The organism is Streptococcus sp. HCA-5024 (assembly GCF_037890265.1).
Lineage (GTDB): Bacteria > Bacillota > Bacilli > Lactobacillales > Streptococcaceae > Streptococcus > Streptococcus lingualis.
In genome coordinates, this window is sequence record NZ_JBBKBR010000005.1 from 49192 (window position 1) to 65287 (window position 16096).

Below are 16096 nucleotides of genomic sequence, written 5' to 3' on the forward strand. Positions count from 1 at the left end.
CTCCTTTGATTCCCTTCCTACAGCATGATTGCGAACAAAAGAGGCTAGAACAAGTGTTCTAAACCTCTGAGTCTACTCTCCATACGGATTTCTGACCTTCTGTAGGATGGTTCTGCATCAAAACTCATTGGTACCTACCATTTTATCATAATTTATCATGGAAGAAAACTCTCCATACTGGCAATAAACAAAGGAGTATGACCACCGGATAATAATAAGCCAGCGCGTTCAAGGTCATATGAAGGCAAATACTGTACTCGATCCGCTTGTAGCGATAAGCCACCCAAGTTAAGATCAAGGACATGCCTCCGTAAGCTACCCATTCCCCTAGGGTACTAGGTCCATGCAAGTAAGTAAAAAAGAGAGCACCGGCTAGATAACCGATTGGTTCTGCCCCTCGAAAGATCAAACGAGGGATAATGGCCCGACAGAGCAGCTCTTCTAGAATCGGAGCGACAAGGATCACGACCATACCCATAGCAAGAAAAGGAGCATGAGATTGCAGTTCATTCAGAGCCGCTTGGTTTGCCGTCGTACCACCTGCCTCTTGTTTCAACAAGGGATAGGCGAGCAGGTTATTAGCCATCAATAAGAGAAGAAAAAGAAAATTTCTCCCCAAAGCCGGCCAGGTAATGACCCGAACATCTAAGTTCTCCAGAGGGCTCATCTTGATGACCTTATAAAAAACAAAGAGCACCGCCACTGTCACCAAGAGAGTGAGGATAGTGACCCACCTTGCATCCACTCCTTCTTGAAGGGAATAAACCATGGCGATGAGGGGAAATTGGGAGAGAAAGAATAAGGGCACAAAGAGAAGGAGCCAGAGGGCATTCTTACATAATGGGTGCTCTCGAATAAAAGACTGTATATTTTTCAATGGACAACCTCTTTCTTGTATAAAATAAGAAGACTGGGGCTTTCGCCTCCAGCCTTCTCACTTTATTTCAGTTTACTGATTTTTGAAACGTTCAACGTCACGCGCAATCACCAACTCTTCATCCGTTGGAATCACCAATACCTTCACACGGGAATCATCTGTAGAAATATCTCCGACAACTCCAAAGACGTTCTTTTCAGGGTCGACCTTGCAGCCAAACCAGCTGATTCCATTGATAATAGAAGAACGAACATTTACTGCATTTTCACCGATTCCTGCTGTAAAGATGATGGCATCTGCACCATTCAAGACTGCTAAGTATTGACCGATGTATTTTTGCAAACGATCGATAAAGATATCGTAAGCCAATTTAGCTTTTTCATCTCCATTGTGCATCGCTGTATGGATATCCCGCATGTCACTAGAAGATCCAGAAACACCCAGAAGACCTGATTCACGATTGAGGATACGGCTAATATCTTCAGGCTTATTGAAATCCTCTGTATGTTCCATCAAGTAAGGAATAATCGCTGGATCGAGATCCCCTGTACGGGTTCCCATCATGACTCCACCTAGAGGGGTGAAGCCCATTGAGGTATCCACAGAGATTCCCTTGTCAACCGCTGTAACAGATACACCATTTCCAACGTGGCAGGTGATCAATTTCAATTCTTCTAATGGTTTTCCAAGAAGTTTAGCAGCTTCACCAGCTACATACTGATGACTGGTTCCATGAGCGCCGTACTTACGGACCTTATTTTCTGTGTAATATTTAGTTGGAAGAGGGTAACGATAAGCTTTTTCCGGCATGGTTGTATGGAAAGAAGTATCAAATACCACAACACTGGTAATATTTGGACAAATCTCTCTAAAGGCACGAATTCCGGCTGCATTTGCAGGATTATGAAGAGGTGCTAACAAAGACAATTCTTCTACTTTTCGAAGGACTTCGTCATCTACCAAGGCAGAATCCTTGAAGTATTCTCCACCAGCAACGACACGGTGACCCACACCTGTAATCTCATCGTAGGATTTGATAATATCAAAGCGAATCAAATCATCCAACAAAATTTTTACAGCTTGTGTATGGTCCTGGATATCTAATACTTGTTTTTCAGAGCGTCCATCAAATTTAACGGTTGAAATAGAATCCTTCAAACCGATCCGTTCAATCAACCCTTTTGCAAGAACAGTTTCCTCTGGCATTTGGTACAATTGCCATTTCAAACTAGAGCTTCCTGCATTAATAGAAATTGTTTTCGACATATATTCACCTCATTAAGCGTTTTCACTTCCTCTATTATATCAGATCTTTGATCAAATTTCACTATCCTTTAACCAGTTTTGGAAACTTTCCATAAAGTGAACCACCTGGTCTTGATCCTGGAGATCGGTAAACGGATAGACAAAGGGCTGAACAGACTCTTCTTCTTGTTTTCGTAGGACGAAAATCGTCTTAGCATAGGCGGGATTTGAAAAAAGAGATTCTGGCAAGGTCAGCATGGCAAGGATTTGAGCCTTGTCTGTTAGCCAAGCTTTCAACAGATCACTCTGAGGGCTCGTCAAGAGGTTATTTGGAGCCAAAAAGATGGCTACTCCTTGAGGTTTCAGGTATTTCAGAGCCTGTTCCATCATGAGGTGATGAGCATAGGTATGGCCTTCGGAGCTCGCCACCTGATAGCGCTGTGCAATCGCATCATCTGGATAATAGCCAATCGGTAAGTCGCTAACGATCAAGTCACTTTCTTTCAACACTTGTGGACGCACCGCGTCGCCTTGTGCAAAGACAACGCTAGACTCCATCACATCTGCGATACTAGCAGATAGATCAATCAAGAGATCATCCACTTCCAATCCTAAGTAATCAATCGTGAGGCGGCTATTGTTGACAATGGTCTCAGCGAGATTTCCGGTTCCACTTCCCACTTCTAAGACATCCAATTGGTCGCCTTTGGCCAACTGATCGATCAAAAATGTAATGATAAAACCAATCGCATCTGGTGTGAACTGGTGATTCGCTTGTAAAGGTTCTGTCTGAGCAGCTTTCATAAAAAGGAATTGGTAGGCTCTGCGCCATTCTTCCTTACTTAAACCTAGTTCTTTTAATTTTTTGCTATTGTTTTTAACGATGTCTAGATTCGTCTTGCCATCCAAATACATGGCATTCTGTTCAATTAAGGCGTCATAAAAGTTGGTCGACAATTCATTTTGAATACTTTGAGTGTTTTCTAATAGATAGGTATAGACTTGTTCAATTTTTTCGAAATTCATGATTTCCTCCGCACCCTATCATACCAAAAATTAGTCTTTTTCGCTATTTTCTGATGGTTCCTTGGTCTCGTTTAGCGTCTCTTCAGAAGGCGTTTCGCTCCCTGCCTTCTCCTTATCTTTCTGTGTCTTCTTCTTTTCTTTTTGGCTCTTCTTACTTTCTTTTTCTTCCCTTACTGGAAGGACAAACTCATAGCTTTCGCCATCCATCTCAGCCTGGGCATGAAGAAAACCAGTATCCTTCTTTAGCTGAACAGTTCCAGATTTTAAATGAATCTCTGATGTCTTCTCATCACTCTTTCTCTTTTCAAGAGCCATTTGCACCAAAGCATAGGCCTGAAGGCGATCTTGACTCGTCTTTAAGATTCGTCTTTCCGCAACCTGACGGTGCAGGTAAAACTGAAGCAAGAGACTAAAAATCGCTGCCATCAAGAGAGCGTAAAGCAAGACACCAGCCTTAACTTTTTTCATTTTGTATCGCTGGTACCACATGGTAGACATACTCCCTTTCTAGACCATCTTCAAAATTCAACCGCAGATGAAGCGACTCTCCCTCCTGCCAAATCTGACTAGAGTGAACCCCTGAAATCATAGGCTGATAGCCCCTGCCCTTATCATCTGTTTTTCGGATATCATCCCCTTTCGATTGACCAATGGCAATTGGTTTTTGATCCTGAACCAAGTAGATATGATTGTCCGCTACTTTTTCAAAATGACTCCGATCCAATTCCACCTGCAATTGTTGCTGAAAAAGTATCCATTCTTCCTGCTTTTGATGTGCCTGGTAGTCCAATTCAGCATGCAGGAGCTTGGTCAAGCCTTGAAAGACCAACACTCCCCCACTGAGCACCAAGAGAGCGACCAAGGCTTCGAGCAGGGTAAAGGCCTTGACCTTTCCGTTATTCCACATGCAGTACCACCTTCCCTTGATGATAGACCGTGAGTTGATCGGCATCTTTTTCGACTTGAACCTGAATGCCATTGGCCTCTAGATGATTTTGCCCTGTCTGAAGCGCCATTTGAGCGACAGATAAGACCTCTACCTCTTTGAAATCCGCTAGTCGCTCCTTGCGCGAACGCCGGATCTCCCCTAACAATAAGGTCGTAATCATGGCAAATAAACCCAAGGCTACCAAAGATTCTATGAGAATACTAGCGGGAACGGATGCTTTTTTTAATTTTCCCATTTCCAAGCGAAAGCTGATAGGTCACCACTCCTCTCTGTGTCTGAAAGTGAACATTGGCCAGGGATGAATTGCCACCTGCACGGTCTAAACGAATAGTTTTAGGATCTTGCAAAATGACAGAATCAGGAATCTCCACCGTCTGGTAAGGCGTTTGAATCTTCCTTGCAGTCACTTCAACATCCAATTCCGTTTGCCTTGCCAGCGCTATTTTCTGGCTTTCTTGATAGAGGTGTTCAAACTCTGCAAAAAATACTTTTTCTTCCACCTGCTGAAAGCTCGTCTTGATCGATCCCGATAAGCCCAGATAGATAAAACTGACGATCATCAAGGTCAGAAGAGTCTCCACCAAGGTGAAGGCCTTAATCTGCAACCGCACGAGTTTCTCCACTATTTTTCGCATAATAGGCACGATAAGATTCTGCTTGTTTGTTGGTAATATTTCCATCAGCAATTAGCTTTGATAGAGTGGCTTGGTCATTGGTATGATTGAGCTCGTACAATTCAGCCTGACTTTCGACCACCTTCACAACCGCTGCATTTCCTGTCTCTTTCACGGAGTCTTTTTGCTTGGTCAAATTCGGCACAAAGAGCAATAAGAGCACACTGATGATCAATAAGACCACCAACATTTCAATAAGTGTAAAGGCCTTAACCTTATAGGTTTTTAATTTTTTCATAAACGAACCTCCATATTTTGATAAATCGGCAGCAACATGGCTGCATAGAGTAACACAATCACAAGAGCCACAAAGACAAACACCAAGGGTTGTATTACATTCATGGCCTTGTGAACCCGACGAAAGAAATCTTCCCATGTTTTTTCAGCATAGATCTCTAGCTCACTTCCGAGCTTTGATTTGACTTCACCATATTCAATCATAAGAGGCAATTCTTTTTTGAAAAAAGGATACCCCCTGACCGTCTCTGAAAAGGACTGGCCACGATCTAAAGAAAGAGCTAAGTCCCTTCCAATTTCTTGAAAAAGCTGGGATTTTTGGTCCTGCATCATGGAAAAAATCTGAGTCAATTCCAATCCTTGCCCAATCAGATTGCCCCATTCTCTGGCATAATAGGCTGTCAAATAAGCTTGAATCATGCCTTTTCCGAAAGGCAGATGAGACAAGGTTCTAAAAACCTTGATCTTGCCTGACTGGCGGTAATAGAGAAATCCGAGTAAAAAGAAGGCCACCAGTCCCGCTCCTAAGACCAAAAAGAGTTGGGGGAAGGAACTGATCAATTGCGTCCCAATATTTTGAGCATCCATTTGAGGAAGCAAATAATTGCGCAAGCCTAGCATAATTAGAACTAAAAATCCAAGCAAGATGAGAGGATAGGTGCTCACCTCGATCAACTTTTTCTTGACCTTGCGCATGTTTTCTAGGTAAGCACTGATTTTCTCCAAGCTCAATGCAAGATTGCCATGGAGCTCAGCGAGAGACAGCTGTGTCGTCACTGCATCTGAAAAACCGATCCCTGCCATCATCTCTGAAAAACTCCGCCCCCGCGAGAGATCCTCTCGCATCTGGGAAACCAAACGACTCTCCACTAGGTGAGAGCGATCCAGAAAATCGACAATCTCAGACAGGTGAAAACCACTCGAATAAAGATTCAAAAACAATTCGATGATTTGCTTTTGTTTAGCGGTAGATAATTTTTTCGGCTTGGGCCTGAGCCAGCTGGATATATCCCGATTGAGCCAAGAGATCCATTTGTTGGTTCCAGCGGCTGGCTGAGTGCTCTTGGTAGTTTTCCGTCGCAAAATCGACCACACCTCCTCCTGCAATTAATCGTTGGTAGCAAATTCCTTGTAAAACAATCTTGAGCTCTTCCTCACTCACTCCAAGTTCTAAAAGTCGCTCATAAACACCTCGAACGCTTTTCGCATGAATCGTAGAGAAGACGGTGACTCCTGTCAAACTAGCCCGTACGACTGCACGAGCTGTTTCCTTATCTCGGATCTCTCCAATAATGAGAAGGTCCGGCCGATGGCGTAAGGAGAGTTTGATCAGGTTGTCATAGGTCATGCCAATCTGGTCATTCAGCTGAAGCTGAAGCATATTATCCTGCTTGATCTCGACAGGGTCTTCAATAGACATGACTTGCTGGTCCGCAAAGCGCTCTTGCGCTAAAGCATGCATGAGAGTGGTCTTTCCCGAGCCAACGGGACCCGCAAAAAGATAAAGCCCACGACCAGCCAATTTCTTCTTCAAGTCCGGTAATTGATCAAACCAAAACCGTAATTCGCGTTCCTCATCATGCAAGAGCCGAATAACCAAGCTTTCATAACCACGATAATCCCCCACCGTCGACAAGCGAATCGAGACCACTCCATCCTCTAATGGGTAATCACACGACCCTAGCTGGCTGCGCCTTTTTTCTCCCACATTCATCCCTGCCACGAACTTAAAGTGGCTAATCATAGCCGTCATGTCCTCAAAAGGGAAGGACTGCACAAAGCGCCTCTCGTCTCCCACCCTCATAAAAACCTGGTACTCCTCCTTCCGAGGAATGAAGTAAAGATCCTGAGCCTCTTCCTTCTTTCCCATACGGATCAGTTTTTTTGCAATTTCTTGAACCATAGTTCCTCCTCTCACTTATACTATTCGAAAAAGAAGACAAAAAAAGAAGACTTTCTAGATCGCTCTAAAAAATCTTCCGCATTTCTCTTATGACAGGGTCGTCCCCTTTTTTGAATCGAGTGTATATTGACAAGAACGGTGTTTGCGACTGCCTCTTTCCTTTTCGTAGCCTGGGCGGAGCTTGCTTTTAGGGATCTTATGCTCGTCTTCTAGGAGGACAATCGAATGGAAAAACTGCACATCTTCACTGCAGTCCTCACACCACTCTTGCTCCTTGGTATCCCAAAAGATCGTCATGAGGTCACTCCGACTCTTATAACTTGGAAAGTGCTCATTTAACTCCAACCACTTCTGCTTGTAGTATTTCAAAGCCTGGTAATAGTCTTCAAACTTCCGACTACTCACGATATCTTCTTCCCAACCTTCTAAAAACCACCAGGGTTCACAGTCCCCGTACATTTCAATCACTCGATACATAAACTCTTCCATCCTTTGTATCCTCTATTATATAGAAAATCCTTTGAGAATAAAAGTTTTCTGCTCAGAACATGATTTTTCAGGTAGTTTTCAGGTGATTTTCACAATTATTTTTCAAAAATAGACTGCCTAATTGCTATTGGTTCCTTTTTTCGAGAATCAAAAGAAGAGAGTCCCAACAAAATGGACAGACCATCCTGGGGAACTCTCTCTTCTCAAGTATTTAGAACAATTCAAGTGCAATCATGGTTGTCATGGTTGCATCGTAATAGTTGTTCAGAGGTAGATCTTGTGTAAAGATATACTTGTTCTGTTGCACCAACTTCAAATAGCCTTTTTCATGTTCAGAGGCATAGACAATCGGTGCCAAAAAGCTTGCTGCCTGATGATTGTTCAAGGCCTTCCCTTTCAAGTCATAACCTGCATACAGGTTTCTTTGACTCTTGAAAAAGTTAAGCATCTTTTTCACCAATTGTTGACTGGTTTTGTCCTTACTTTGAACAAGGTTGTATGGAAGGCGACAAGCATTATACGAGTAGGCACCATCATACTTGGATTCAATCGTCTTTGGATCCGCTACGCGCGTTCCTTGCTCATCTACCCAGATGAAATCAGGTAGTAAACCTGTTTTTGTTTGGGAGCTGATCGTTTGGAGTTGTTGCAACATCTTTTCTTTGATGTCCAACCACTTTGAATCTTTTGTCACTTCATAAAAGATCTGGAATTGCGCTGGCAGTGTATCAGACGTCCGCATCAAATGATAAAACTCCGAGTCCTGATTGGCCCAATTCCCCACCGTTAACACACCCGTTTCTTCATTGTAGTTGTGTGCGAGAATATCTTCTAAAATCGCTTTGGCTTGAGCCTGGTAGTCTTTGGCTTGCTTTGGCCATTTCTGAGCGGCTTTTAGAAGAGCATAGGCGATGTAGAGATCTCCATCTGTAGCGTTATGATCCTCATCCTTTGCTTTTCCATTGCTGATGGTTTGTTTCCAAGACATCAATTGGGTACCTTCCAAGCGATGATTTAGATAATAGTGATAGAGTCGGTCAAAGTCTGCTTGTTGGGCTTGTCCTTTTTCGGCAGCTGCAACAGTAATGAGCATTCCATAACTTTGTGCCTCGGATAACACTACTGTTTGATTGCTATCATTGGTGGTTCGAACATAGGATTCTTTCCCTTTTGAAACAACAAAATGCTCATTCCACTGATGATAAATTCGATTTCGCATCTCCACTTTACTTCTCGTTCTCGCTAAAAACAAGGTCAAACAGAAAATGCAAAGGATGACTAGAAACCATACATATCTCATCTTTTTCGTTTTCATAATTTCTCCTATCCTGCGAATCGTTTTGTTTTAACCCATTTGGTTTCTTTCCGGTGCAATAGTTTATCCATCACAATCGAAGAGATGGCATCAATCGACACAATGATAAACAGTTGAGAATAGGTGAAATAGGCAGCCAAGGCCAACCAAATTTGCTTGGTAGTGGCTTGACCAAATTGTGAGGCAAGAGCCACATTAATCTGAAGCAGATAAAGCCCAATCATCAAGATCCAATTGAAGAGCATCAATTGCGCAATGTAGATATTTTCAGAATCAAAGGCAAATGGAATTTGCACACCTGGCACCACTGTATGGATACACATGGCCAGAATATTGGCAAAAAAGATCAAGTCCGATAAGACGATGGCCGCATTAAACCAGAAGAAGACACAGGAATAGTTGGTCACTTCCAACTTCACGCGCCAATTTCCCTTACCAAATAAATGCTTGAAGTTGGAAAGAACCACTTCATAATTCCCTTTGGCCCAACGTTTCCGTTGCATATAGTAACTCTTCAGAGTCTCTGGCTCTTGTTGGAAAGCTTCTGAATTATAGGCTAGCGCAATCAACTTCCCACTTTGCATAATCTTGAAGGAAATATCCGTATCCTCAGTCAAGGCACCGTTTTTCCATCCTCCAATACTCTTGACAAATTCGGTTTGAATAATGAAGTTAGTTCCTGGAATCCGTCCAATCTTAAAGAGATGCCACATGCCCACATGATGAACCCGTTGGGTGACAACAATCTCTTGGTTGATACAGCGGGTCAAAAAGTTTTGATTGGCATTCCGCGTTTTATTGCGGCCGAAAGAAGCCACATGACGTTCTGGATCTTTGAGGACTTCTTTCACAAGGAAATAAAGGGCGTTCTTTTCAGGCATGGCATCTGCATCATAAACACAGATATAGTCTCCAGTCGCCATCGCCAAAGCGTCATTTAGCACACCGGCTTTCCCACCTGTCCCACTTCGATTGATAATGGTCAAATCACGTCCTGCATACTCTGGCAATGCTTTAACCGCCAAACACTCTTCATAGGTGCGATCGGAACAATTATCCGCAAAGAGCAGTAATTCAACACGATCATGTGGGTAGTTCATATCAAGGATCGCTTTAGCTGTTTGTGCAATGACCACATCCTCATTATGGGCGGGCACGACAATGGTCACTTTTGGATAATAAGGAAGCGGATCCGTATTGACACGAAAATCACTGTGTTTAAACCAAAAATGAACGGCTGAAAAGAGGATTACTAAGCCCCAGGCTAAGGACAACCAAATCGAAATCAAGGCAATAATCATCACAATTTGACTAATCATGGTCCACCGCCTTAAAGTTTTTATTGACACGGTGGTAAATCACCGTATAAGCTACAAATAATACAATAAAGCACAAGGCAAAAAATACACTAATGCCTACAGCTATATTAAAAAATATATTTGTAAGAGACATGTTTTCCTCCTAATATTCCACAATAATATCTGTTTCAAGTTGACGTTTTAAGTAACGAATCATTTCTTTATAGCGATGGTATTTGGTTCGATTGGATTGATCCACTACAAGAAATCCTGACTGAAATTGGATGCCCTGAACCCCATCTTCTCCTTGGAAAACCAGTCCTTCCAACTGTGGTTTTAAGACCGTCATATAATCGCTCTTCAGATCCCGCTCGCTATCAGAAGATAAGATCAAGAAATTACCGTCTGATACATAATACAAGCTTTCATTTGGCTTCAGATGATGCGTTAACAAATAGTTGATTTGGTTTAAGGTCCGATTGTACTCTCTCGGTTGCAATTGGAAGAACAATTCCTCGTGCGACCAGTGAATGAGCAAGGCCTGAATCGTATCATTGGTTTGTCCGCCATAAGAAGCGATGCGGTTGCGGTAATCTGCGTAAGCTTCTGCCTCTTGATCCTTCACTTTTGCAATCTCTTTAAAGAGGTGATAGCGAATTCGGGTCAAGATTCCAATCAAGATCGGAAAACTAAAGAGCAAGAGCAAGGCTTGATGAAATGGGATATAGACAACACCCGCCACCAAAAAGACAATCCCAAGGGCAAATGACAACAGGATGGTCCATGTCAACAATAAATCCGATAAAACAATAGCAGCAAATAATCCTAAAACAAAGAATAATCCTTCTTCAATCAGAATCTCTCTTGCAAAAAACAAGCAGTAAAGTAAAAGAAGTACTTCGAAAACAATCAAAATCAGCAACCATCTACTTAACTTTTCCGTTTTTTTCATTTATTCTTTCTCTCCCTCATGAAATTCTTCGGCAGCCTCTCCCTGGCCAAAGTAATGTTTAATGGCTTGTACGATTCGCTCAGAAGCTCTTCCATCCCCATAAGGATTTCGCGCATTCGCCATTTCTAGATAAAGATGTTCATTGGTTAAGAGCTCTGTCATCGTCGTTTTGACGACATCAGGATCCGTTCCAACTAATTTCAAAGTTCCCGCTTTGACCCCTTCTGGGCGTTCCGTTGTATCGCGTAATACCAATACCGGTTTTCCTAATGATGGCGCCTCCTCTTGCACCCCACCTGAATCCGACATGATAAAGTAACTTCTCGAAGCTAAGTTGTGGAAATCTAGTACATCTAGAGGCTCAATGAGGTGGATCCGATCATGATCTCCTAATAGATCGTTTGCCGCCTCTTGGACCGCTGGACTAAGATGCACTGGGTAAACCACTTCAATAGTCGGTTCTTGATCCACCATTTCTCTCAGAGCCCCAAAGACCGCTCGCATAGGTTGGCCTTGATTTTCTCTTCGATGCATGGTGACCAGGATGACTTTTTTAGCTGGATCCAATTGATCCAGTACTTCGTGGTGATAGTCCTCTTGAACCGTTAGTTTCAGCGCATCAATAGCAGTATTTCCTGTCACCACAATAGAGGATTCCGGATGATTTTCTTTTAAGAGATTGGCCTTACTTTCGCCCGTCGGCGCAAAATACAGATCCGCTAAATCATCCGTCATTTGACGGTTCATCTCTTCTGGATACGGAGAATATTTATCAAAGGTTCTCAAACCAGCTTCGACGTGACCAATGCGGACTTGATTGTAAAAGGCAACCAGACTCGCCGCAAAGGTAGTAGTCGTATCTCCATGGACGAGCACCATATCCGGCTTTTCTTTTTTGATAACTGGATCTAATTGATTCAGAATTTTAGAGGTAATGTCTAATAAGGTCTGACTTTTCCCCATAATATCCAAATCGTAATCAGGTACGATGTTAAAGGTTTCTAAAACCTGGTCCAACATTTGACGGTGCTGAGCAGTGACCACTGTGATGGTCTCAATAACCTCCTTTTGTTTTTGTAACTCCAGCACCAAAGGGGACATCTTGATGGCCTCCGGTCGCGTCCCAAACACAACCATAATTTTCAATTTTCCCATAAACTTCTCCCGTTGACATGCATGTAATTCAACATTTTTTTAAATTGTGTACATCTTTTTTCATTCTACCGCCAATGACTTTAAATGTCAAACCGATTTTGGGTTTTATAAAGAAATTACTAATAGTTAGTCATTTTATTATTTTGGTGTTTAGAATACATATCCATATAATCACTAATTGTAAGTATTTACAGCACGACTTTTACCGGGCTAATATTTTTGGTAAAAAAATAATTCAATAATTATACAATTATTTTTCAAATAATAAATTTTTATAATTTTTTCAAAAAAAGCCGGAACTTGTAGTTCCGACTTATTTTCTTATTTTTCTACGACTTCAGCTGTTTGAACTTCATCGACTGTTCCATCTGTTAATGGCACTTCTTCGATGATTTCAACTTCATTGACTGCTTGTGGTTCCAAGTTACGGTAACGAGCCATACCTGTACCTGCAGGAATAATCTTACCAATGATAACATTTTCCTTAAGTCCAAGGAGATGGTCTTTCTTACCACGGATCGCTGCGTCAGTAAGGACACGAGTTGTTTCCTGGAAGGAAGCCGCTGACAAGAAACTGTTGGTTTCAAGAGAGGCTTTGGTGATTCCCATAAGGACTGGACGTGCAGTCGCAGGAACTCCACCAGAGATAAGGACATCCTTATTAGCATCTGTAAAGTCTGTGATATCCATGAGCGTACCCATGAGAAGGTCTGTATCTCCTGGATCCATGACACGTACTTTACGAATCATTTGACGCACCATTACCTCGATGTGTTTGTCGCCGATTTCTACCCCTTGGCTACGGTATACTTTTTGTACTTCCGCAAGGAGGTAAGTTTCAACTGACAAGACATCACGTACAGCAAGGAGACGTTTTGGTTGAATAGATCCTTCTGTCAGAGCATCACCACGAGAGACTTGATCTCCCACTTCGACTTTCATGCGGGCAGTGTAAGGGACAACATATTCGCCCTCACCAGTTGCTCCGCTAACAAAGACTTTCTTGGTCCGTGTAGAAGCATCTTCTTCGATGGCTGTGACTTCCCCTTTGACCTCAGTGATGACCGCTTCCCCTTTTGGATTGCGGGCTTCAAAGATTTCTTGGACACGAGGAAGACCTTGAGTGATATCGGTATTTGAGGCAACCCCACCCGTGTGGAAGGTACGCATGGTCAACTGTGTACCAGGTTCCCCGATAGATTGGGCAGCGATGGTTCCGACTGCTTCACCCACTTCAACCGCATCACCAGTCGCCAAGTTGATACCATAACAGTGACGGCAGACACCATGGCGGGTGTTACATGTAAAGACAGAGCGGATAGTGACTTCTTCCACACCAGCTTTGACAATTTCACGTGCTAGGTCTTCTGAAATCAAGGTATCTGGACCAACGATGACTTCACCTGTTTCAGGATGTTTAACAGATTTCTTGGTATAACGACCTGTCAAGCGTTCTTCGAGTGGCTCGATCATTTCCTTACCATCAGTAATGGCACGGATCACAAGTCCACGGTCTGTTCCACAGTCATCTTCACGGATAATGACGTCTTGGGCCACGTCAACCAAACGACGAGTCAAGTAACCTGAGTCGGCTGTCTTAAGGGCCGTATCGGTCATCCCTTTACGGGCACCGTGAGTTGAGAAGAACATTTCGAGTACTGACAAACCTTCGCGGAAGTTTGAAAGGATTGGCAATTCCATGATCCGTCCGTTTGGAGCGGCCATCAAACCACGCATACCGGCAAGCTGCGAGAAGTTTGAGATGTTACCACGGGCTCCAGAGTCCATCATCATAACGATTGGGTTCTTCGGATCTTGGTTATCCACCAAGCGTTTTTCCAACTTCTCACGGGCTGCACGCCATTCAGCTGTAACGGCATTGTAGCGTTCATCATCTGTGATCAAACCACGACGGAATTGTTTGGTGATTTGTTCCACACGTTTGTGAGATTCTTCAATGATTTCTGCCTTGTCTTCAACGACCGGAATATCGGCAATCCCCACTGTCAAACCAGCAAGGGTTGAATGATGGTAACCTAAGTCTTTCAAACGGTCCAAGAAAGCAGACGTTTCAGTTGTACGGAAACGTTTGAAGATTTCGGCGATGATATTTCCAAGATTTTTCTTCTTGAATGGAACGTTTAATTCCAATTTCTCAATCGCTGATTTGACATCTTGACCAGGCTCCAAGAAATACTTAGCTGGAACACCTTCTGTCAAGTTAGCATTATTAGGCTCTTGAAGGTATGGAAGCTCTGCAGGCATGATATCGTTAAAGAGAATCTTACCAACAGTTGTCAAGAGAATCTTGTGTTGTTGTGCTTCTGTCCAAGGTTTGTTCAAGCTATCCGTCGCAATTCCGACACGTGTATGCAAGTGAACATAGCCATTGCGAAGGGCCATCACGGCTTCATCACGGTCTTTAAAGACCATTCCTTCACCTTCACGACCAGCTTCTTCCATCGTGAGGTAGTAGTTCCCCAATACCATATCCTGAGATGGCGTAACGACTGGTTTACCATCTTTAGGGTTCAAGATATGCTCAGCAGCCAACATCAAGATACGAGCTTCTGCTTGAGCTTCTTCTGAAAGCGGTACGTGGATGGCCATTTGGTCTCCATCGAAGTCGGCATTGTAGGCTTCACAGACAAGGGGGTGCAAGCGGAGGGCTTTCCCGTCAATCAAGACAGGTTCAAAGGCTTGGATCCCCAAACGGTGAAGGGTCGGTGCGCGGTTCAAGAGAACTGGGTGTTCTTTGATCACTTCTTCCAAGATATCCCAGATACGTTCATCTCCGCGTTCGACCAAGCGTTTTGCAGCTTTAACATTTTGTACGATATCGCGTGCAACGATTTCACGCATGACAAATGGTTTGAAGAGCTCGATGGCCATTTCACGTGGCACACCACATTGGTACATTTTCAGAGTTGGACCAACGGCGATAACGGAACGTCCTGAGAAGTCCACCCGTTTACCGAGCAAGTTTTGACGGAAGCGTCCTTGTTTCCCTTTGAGCATGTGGCTCAATGATTTGAGTGGACGGCTACCTGGTCCTGTGATTGGACGACCACGACGACCGTTGTCGATCAAAGCGTCAACCGCTTCTTGGAGCATCCGTTTTTCGTTTTGCACGATGATACCAGGGGCATTCAATTCTAACAAACGAGCCAAACGGTTGTTCCGGTTAATTACCCGGCGATAAAGGTCATTCAAGTCAGAGGCAGCAAAACGGCCACCATCCAATTGGACCATCGGACGAAGATCTGGTGGAATAACGGGAAGGATGTTGAGGACCATCCATTCTGGCTTGTTGCCAGATTTGTAGAAGGCGTCCAAGACATCCAAACGACGCACAGCCTTCACACGTTTTTGACCAGTTGCAGTCTTCAATTCTTCTTTCAAGAGAGCAATTTCAGCTTCCAAATCCACTTGTTTCAAGAGGTCTTGGATGGCTTCTGCCCCCATCTTAGCTACAAAGGAACCTGGTCCGTATTCACGCAAGCGTTCACGGTATTCACGTTCCGTCATGATGGATTTGTGCTCAAGTGGAGTATCTTTTGGATCGATCACCACATAAGCTGCGAAGTAGATGACTTCTTCAAGGGCACGAGGACTCATATCCAAGGTCAATCCCATACGAGAAGGGATTCCTTTGAAGTACCAGATGTGTGATACAGGTGCTTTCAACTCGATATGCCCCATGCGTTCACGACGAACTTTCGCACGTGTTACTTCAACCCCACAGCGGTCACAAACGATCCCTTTGTAACGGATTCGTTTGTATTTCCCACACGCACATTCCCAGTCTTTTGTAGGTCCAAAGATGACTTCATCAAAGAGACCTTCGCGTTCTGGTTTCAATGTACGGTAGTTGATTGTTTCAGGTTTCTTGACCTCTCCATAAGACCATGAACGGACCTTGCTTGGAGAAGCTAGGGTGATTTGCATACTTTTAAAACGATTTACATCAACCACT

General features: G+C 43.4%; 17 protein-coding genes. All 17 read right to left on the bottom strand.

All coding sequences use genetic code 11. The features are described from left to right. Window positions 1–145: 145 nt before the first annotated feature. Entirely contained in the window at window positions 146–877 is a 732-nt protein-coding gene (locus WKT08_RS08150; RefSeq protein WP_340281318.1) for a CPBP family intramembrane glutamic endopeptidase, read from the bottom strand. A gap of 72 nt (window positions 878–949) precedes the next feature. Continuing rightward, complete coding sequence (locus tag WKT08_RS08155) at window positions 950–2143, bottom strand: acetate kinase (RefSeq protein WP_023919646.1); 1194 nt, start codon at window positions 2141–2143, stop codon at window positions 950–952. Window positions 2144–2194: 51 nt separating this feature from the next. Beyond that, window positions 2195–3148, bottom strand: coding sequence for a class I SAM-dependent methyltransferase (locus WKT08_RS08160; protein WP_023919647.1), 954 nt, complete (start codon window positions 3146–3148; stop codon window positions 2195–2197). Between the two features lie 30 nt (window positions 3149–3178). Further along, a complete protein-coding gene (gene comGG, locus WKT08_RS08165; RefSeq protein WP_023919648.1) occupies window positions 3179–3637 on the bottom strand; it encodes a competence type IV pilus minor pilin ComGG in 459 nt (152 codons plus the stop codon). Then, a complete protein-coding gene (comGF, locus tag WKT08_RS08170; RefSeq protein WP_003004681.1) occupies window positions 3603–4055 on the bottom strand; it encodes a competence type IV pilus minor pilin ComGF in 453 nt (150 codons plus the stop codon). Before comGF ends, comGG begins: the two co-directional genes overlap by 35 nt. Next, on the bottom strand, window positions 4045–4332 hold the full coding sequence (comGE, locus tag WKT08_RS08175) for a competence type IV pilus minor pilin ComGE (protein WP_003004353.1): 288 nt from the start codon (window positions 4330–4332) through the stop codon (window positions 4045–4047). The genes comGF and comGE overlap by 11 nt, the downstream gene beginning before the upstream one ends. Then, window positions 4298–4702, bottom strand: coding sequence for a competence type IV pilus minor pilin ComGD (comGD, locus tag WKT08_RS08180; RefSeq protein ID WP_003004513.1), 405 nt, complete (start codon window positions 4700–4702; stop codon window positions 4298–4300). Before comGD ends, comGE begins: the two co-directional genes overlap by 35 nt. Then, a complete protein-coding gene (comGC, locus tag WKT08_RS08185) occupies window positions 4692–5009 on the bottom strand; it encodes a competence type IV pilus major pilin ComGC (RefSeq protein WP_023919650.1) in 318 nt (105 codons plus the stop codon). Before comGC ends, comGD begins: the two co-directional genes overlap by 11 nt. Then, complete coding sequence (comGB, locus tag WKT08_RS08190) at window positions 5006–6037, bottom strand: competence type IV pilus assembly protein ComGB (RefSeq protein WP_197538456.1); 1032 nt, start codon at window positions 6035–6037, stop codon at window positions 5006–5008. Before comGB ends, comGC begins: the two co-directional genes overlap by 4 nt. Then, window positions 5970–6911 carry a competence type IV pilus ATPase ComGA gene (gene comGA / locus WKT08_RS08195; protein ID WP_031572599.1) on the bottom strand — a complete coding sequence of 314 codons (942 nt, stop codon included), beginning with the start codon at window positions 6909–6911 and terminating at the stop codon, window positions 5970–5972. Before comGA ends, comGB begins: the two co-directional genes overlap by 68 nt. Window positions 6912–6998: 87 nt before the next feature. Continuing rightward, window positions 6999–7388, bottom strand: a complete 390-nt coding sequence (locus WKT08_RS08200; RefSeq protein WP_031572596.1) for a DUF1033 family protein — start codon at window positions 7386–7388, stop codon at window positions 6999–7001. Between the two features lie 223 nt (window positions 7389–7611). Continuing rightward, a complete protein-coding gene (locus WKT08_RS08205) occupies window positions 7612–8715 on the bottom strand; it encodes a glycosyl hydrolase family 8 (protein WP_049472876.1) in 1104 nt (367 codons plus the stop codon). 8 nt (window positions 8716–8723) lie between these two features. After that, window positions 8724–10034, bottom strand: coding sequence for a glycosyltransferase family 2 protein (locus tag WKT08_RS08210; protein WP_045758996.1), 1311 nt, complete (start codon window positions 10032–10034; stop codon window positions 8724–8726). Next, window positions 10027–10167 (bottom strand): hypothetical protein, encoded by a 141-nt coding sequence (locus tag WKT08_RS08215; RefSeq protein ID WP_003009749.1) that lies wholly within the window; start codon window positions 10165–10167, stop codon window positions 10027–10029. The genes WKT08_RS08210 and WKT08_RS08215 overlap by 8 nt, the downstream gene beginning before the upstream one ends. A gap of 9 nt (window positions 10168–10176) precedes the next feature. Next, window positions 10177–10965, bottom strand: coding sequence for a hypothetical protein (locus tag WKT08_RS08220; RefSeq protein ID WP_155168051.1), 789 nt, complete (start codon window positions 10963–10965; stop codon window positions 10177–10179). Further along, window positions 10966–12120 carry a non-hydrolyzing UDP-N-acetylglucosamine 2-epimerase gene (wecB, locus tag WKT08_RS08225; protein WP_340281329.1) on the bottom strand — a complete coding sequence of 385 codons (1155 nt, stop codon included), beginning with the start codon at window positions 12118–12120 and terminating at the stop codon, window positions 10966–10968. A gap of 321 nt (window positions 12121–12441) precedes the next feature. Next, window positions 12442–16095: a DNA-directed RNA polymerase subunit beta' gene (rpoC, locus tag WKT08_RS08230; protein WP_340281331.1), complete on the bottom strand. Its 3654-nt coding sequence runs from the start codon at window positions 16093–16095 to the stop codon at window positions 12442–12444. Between the last annotated feature and the right edge of the window lies 1 nt (window position 16096).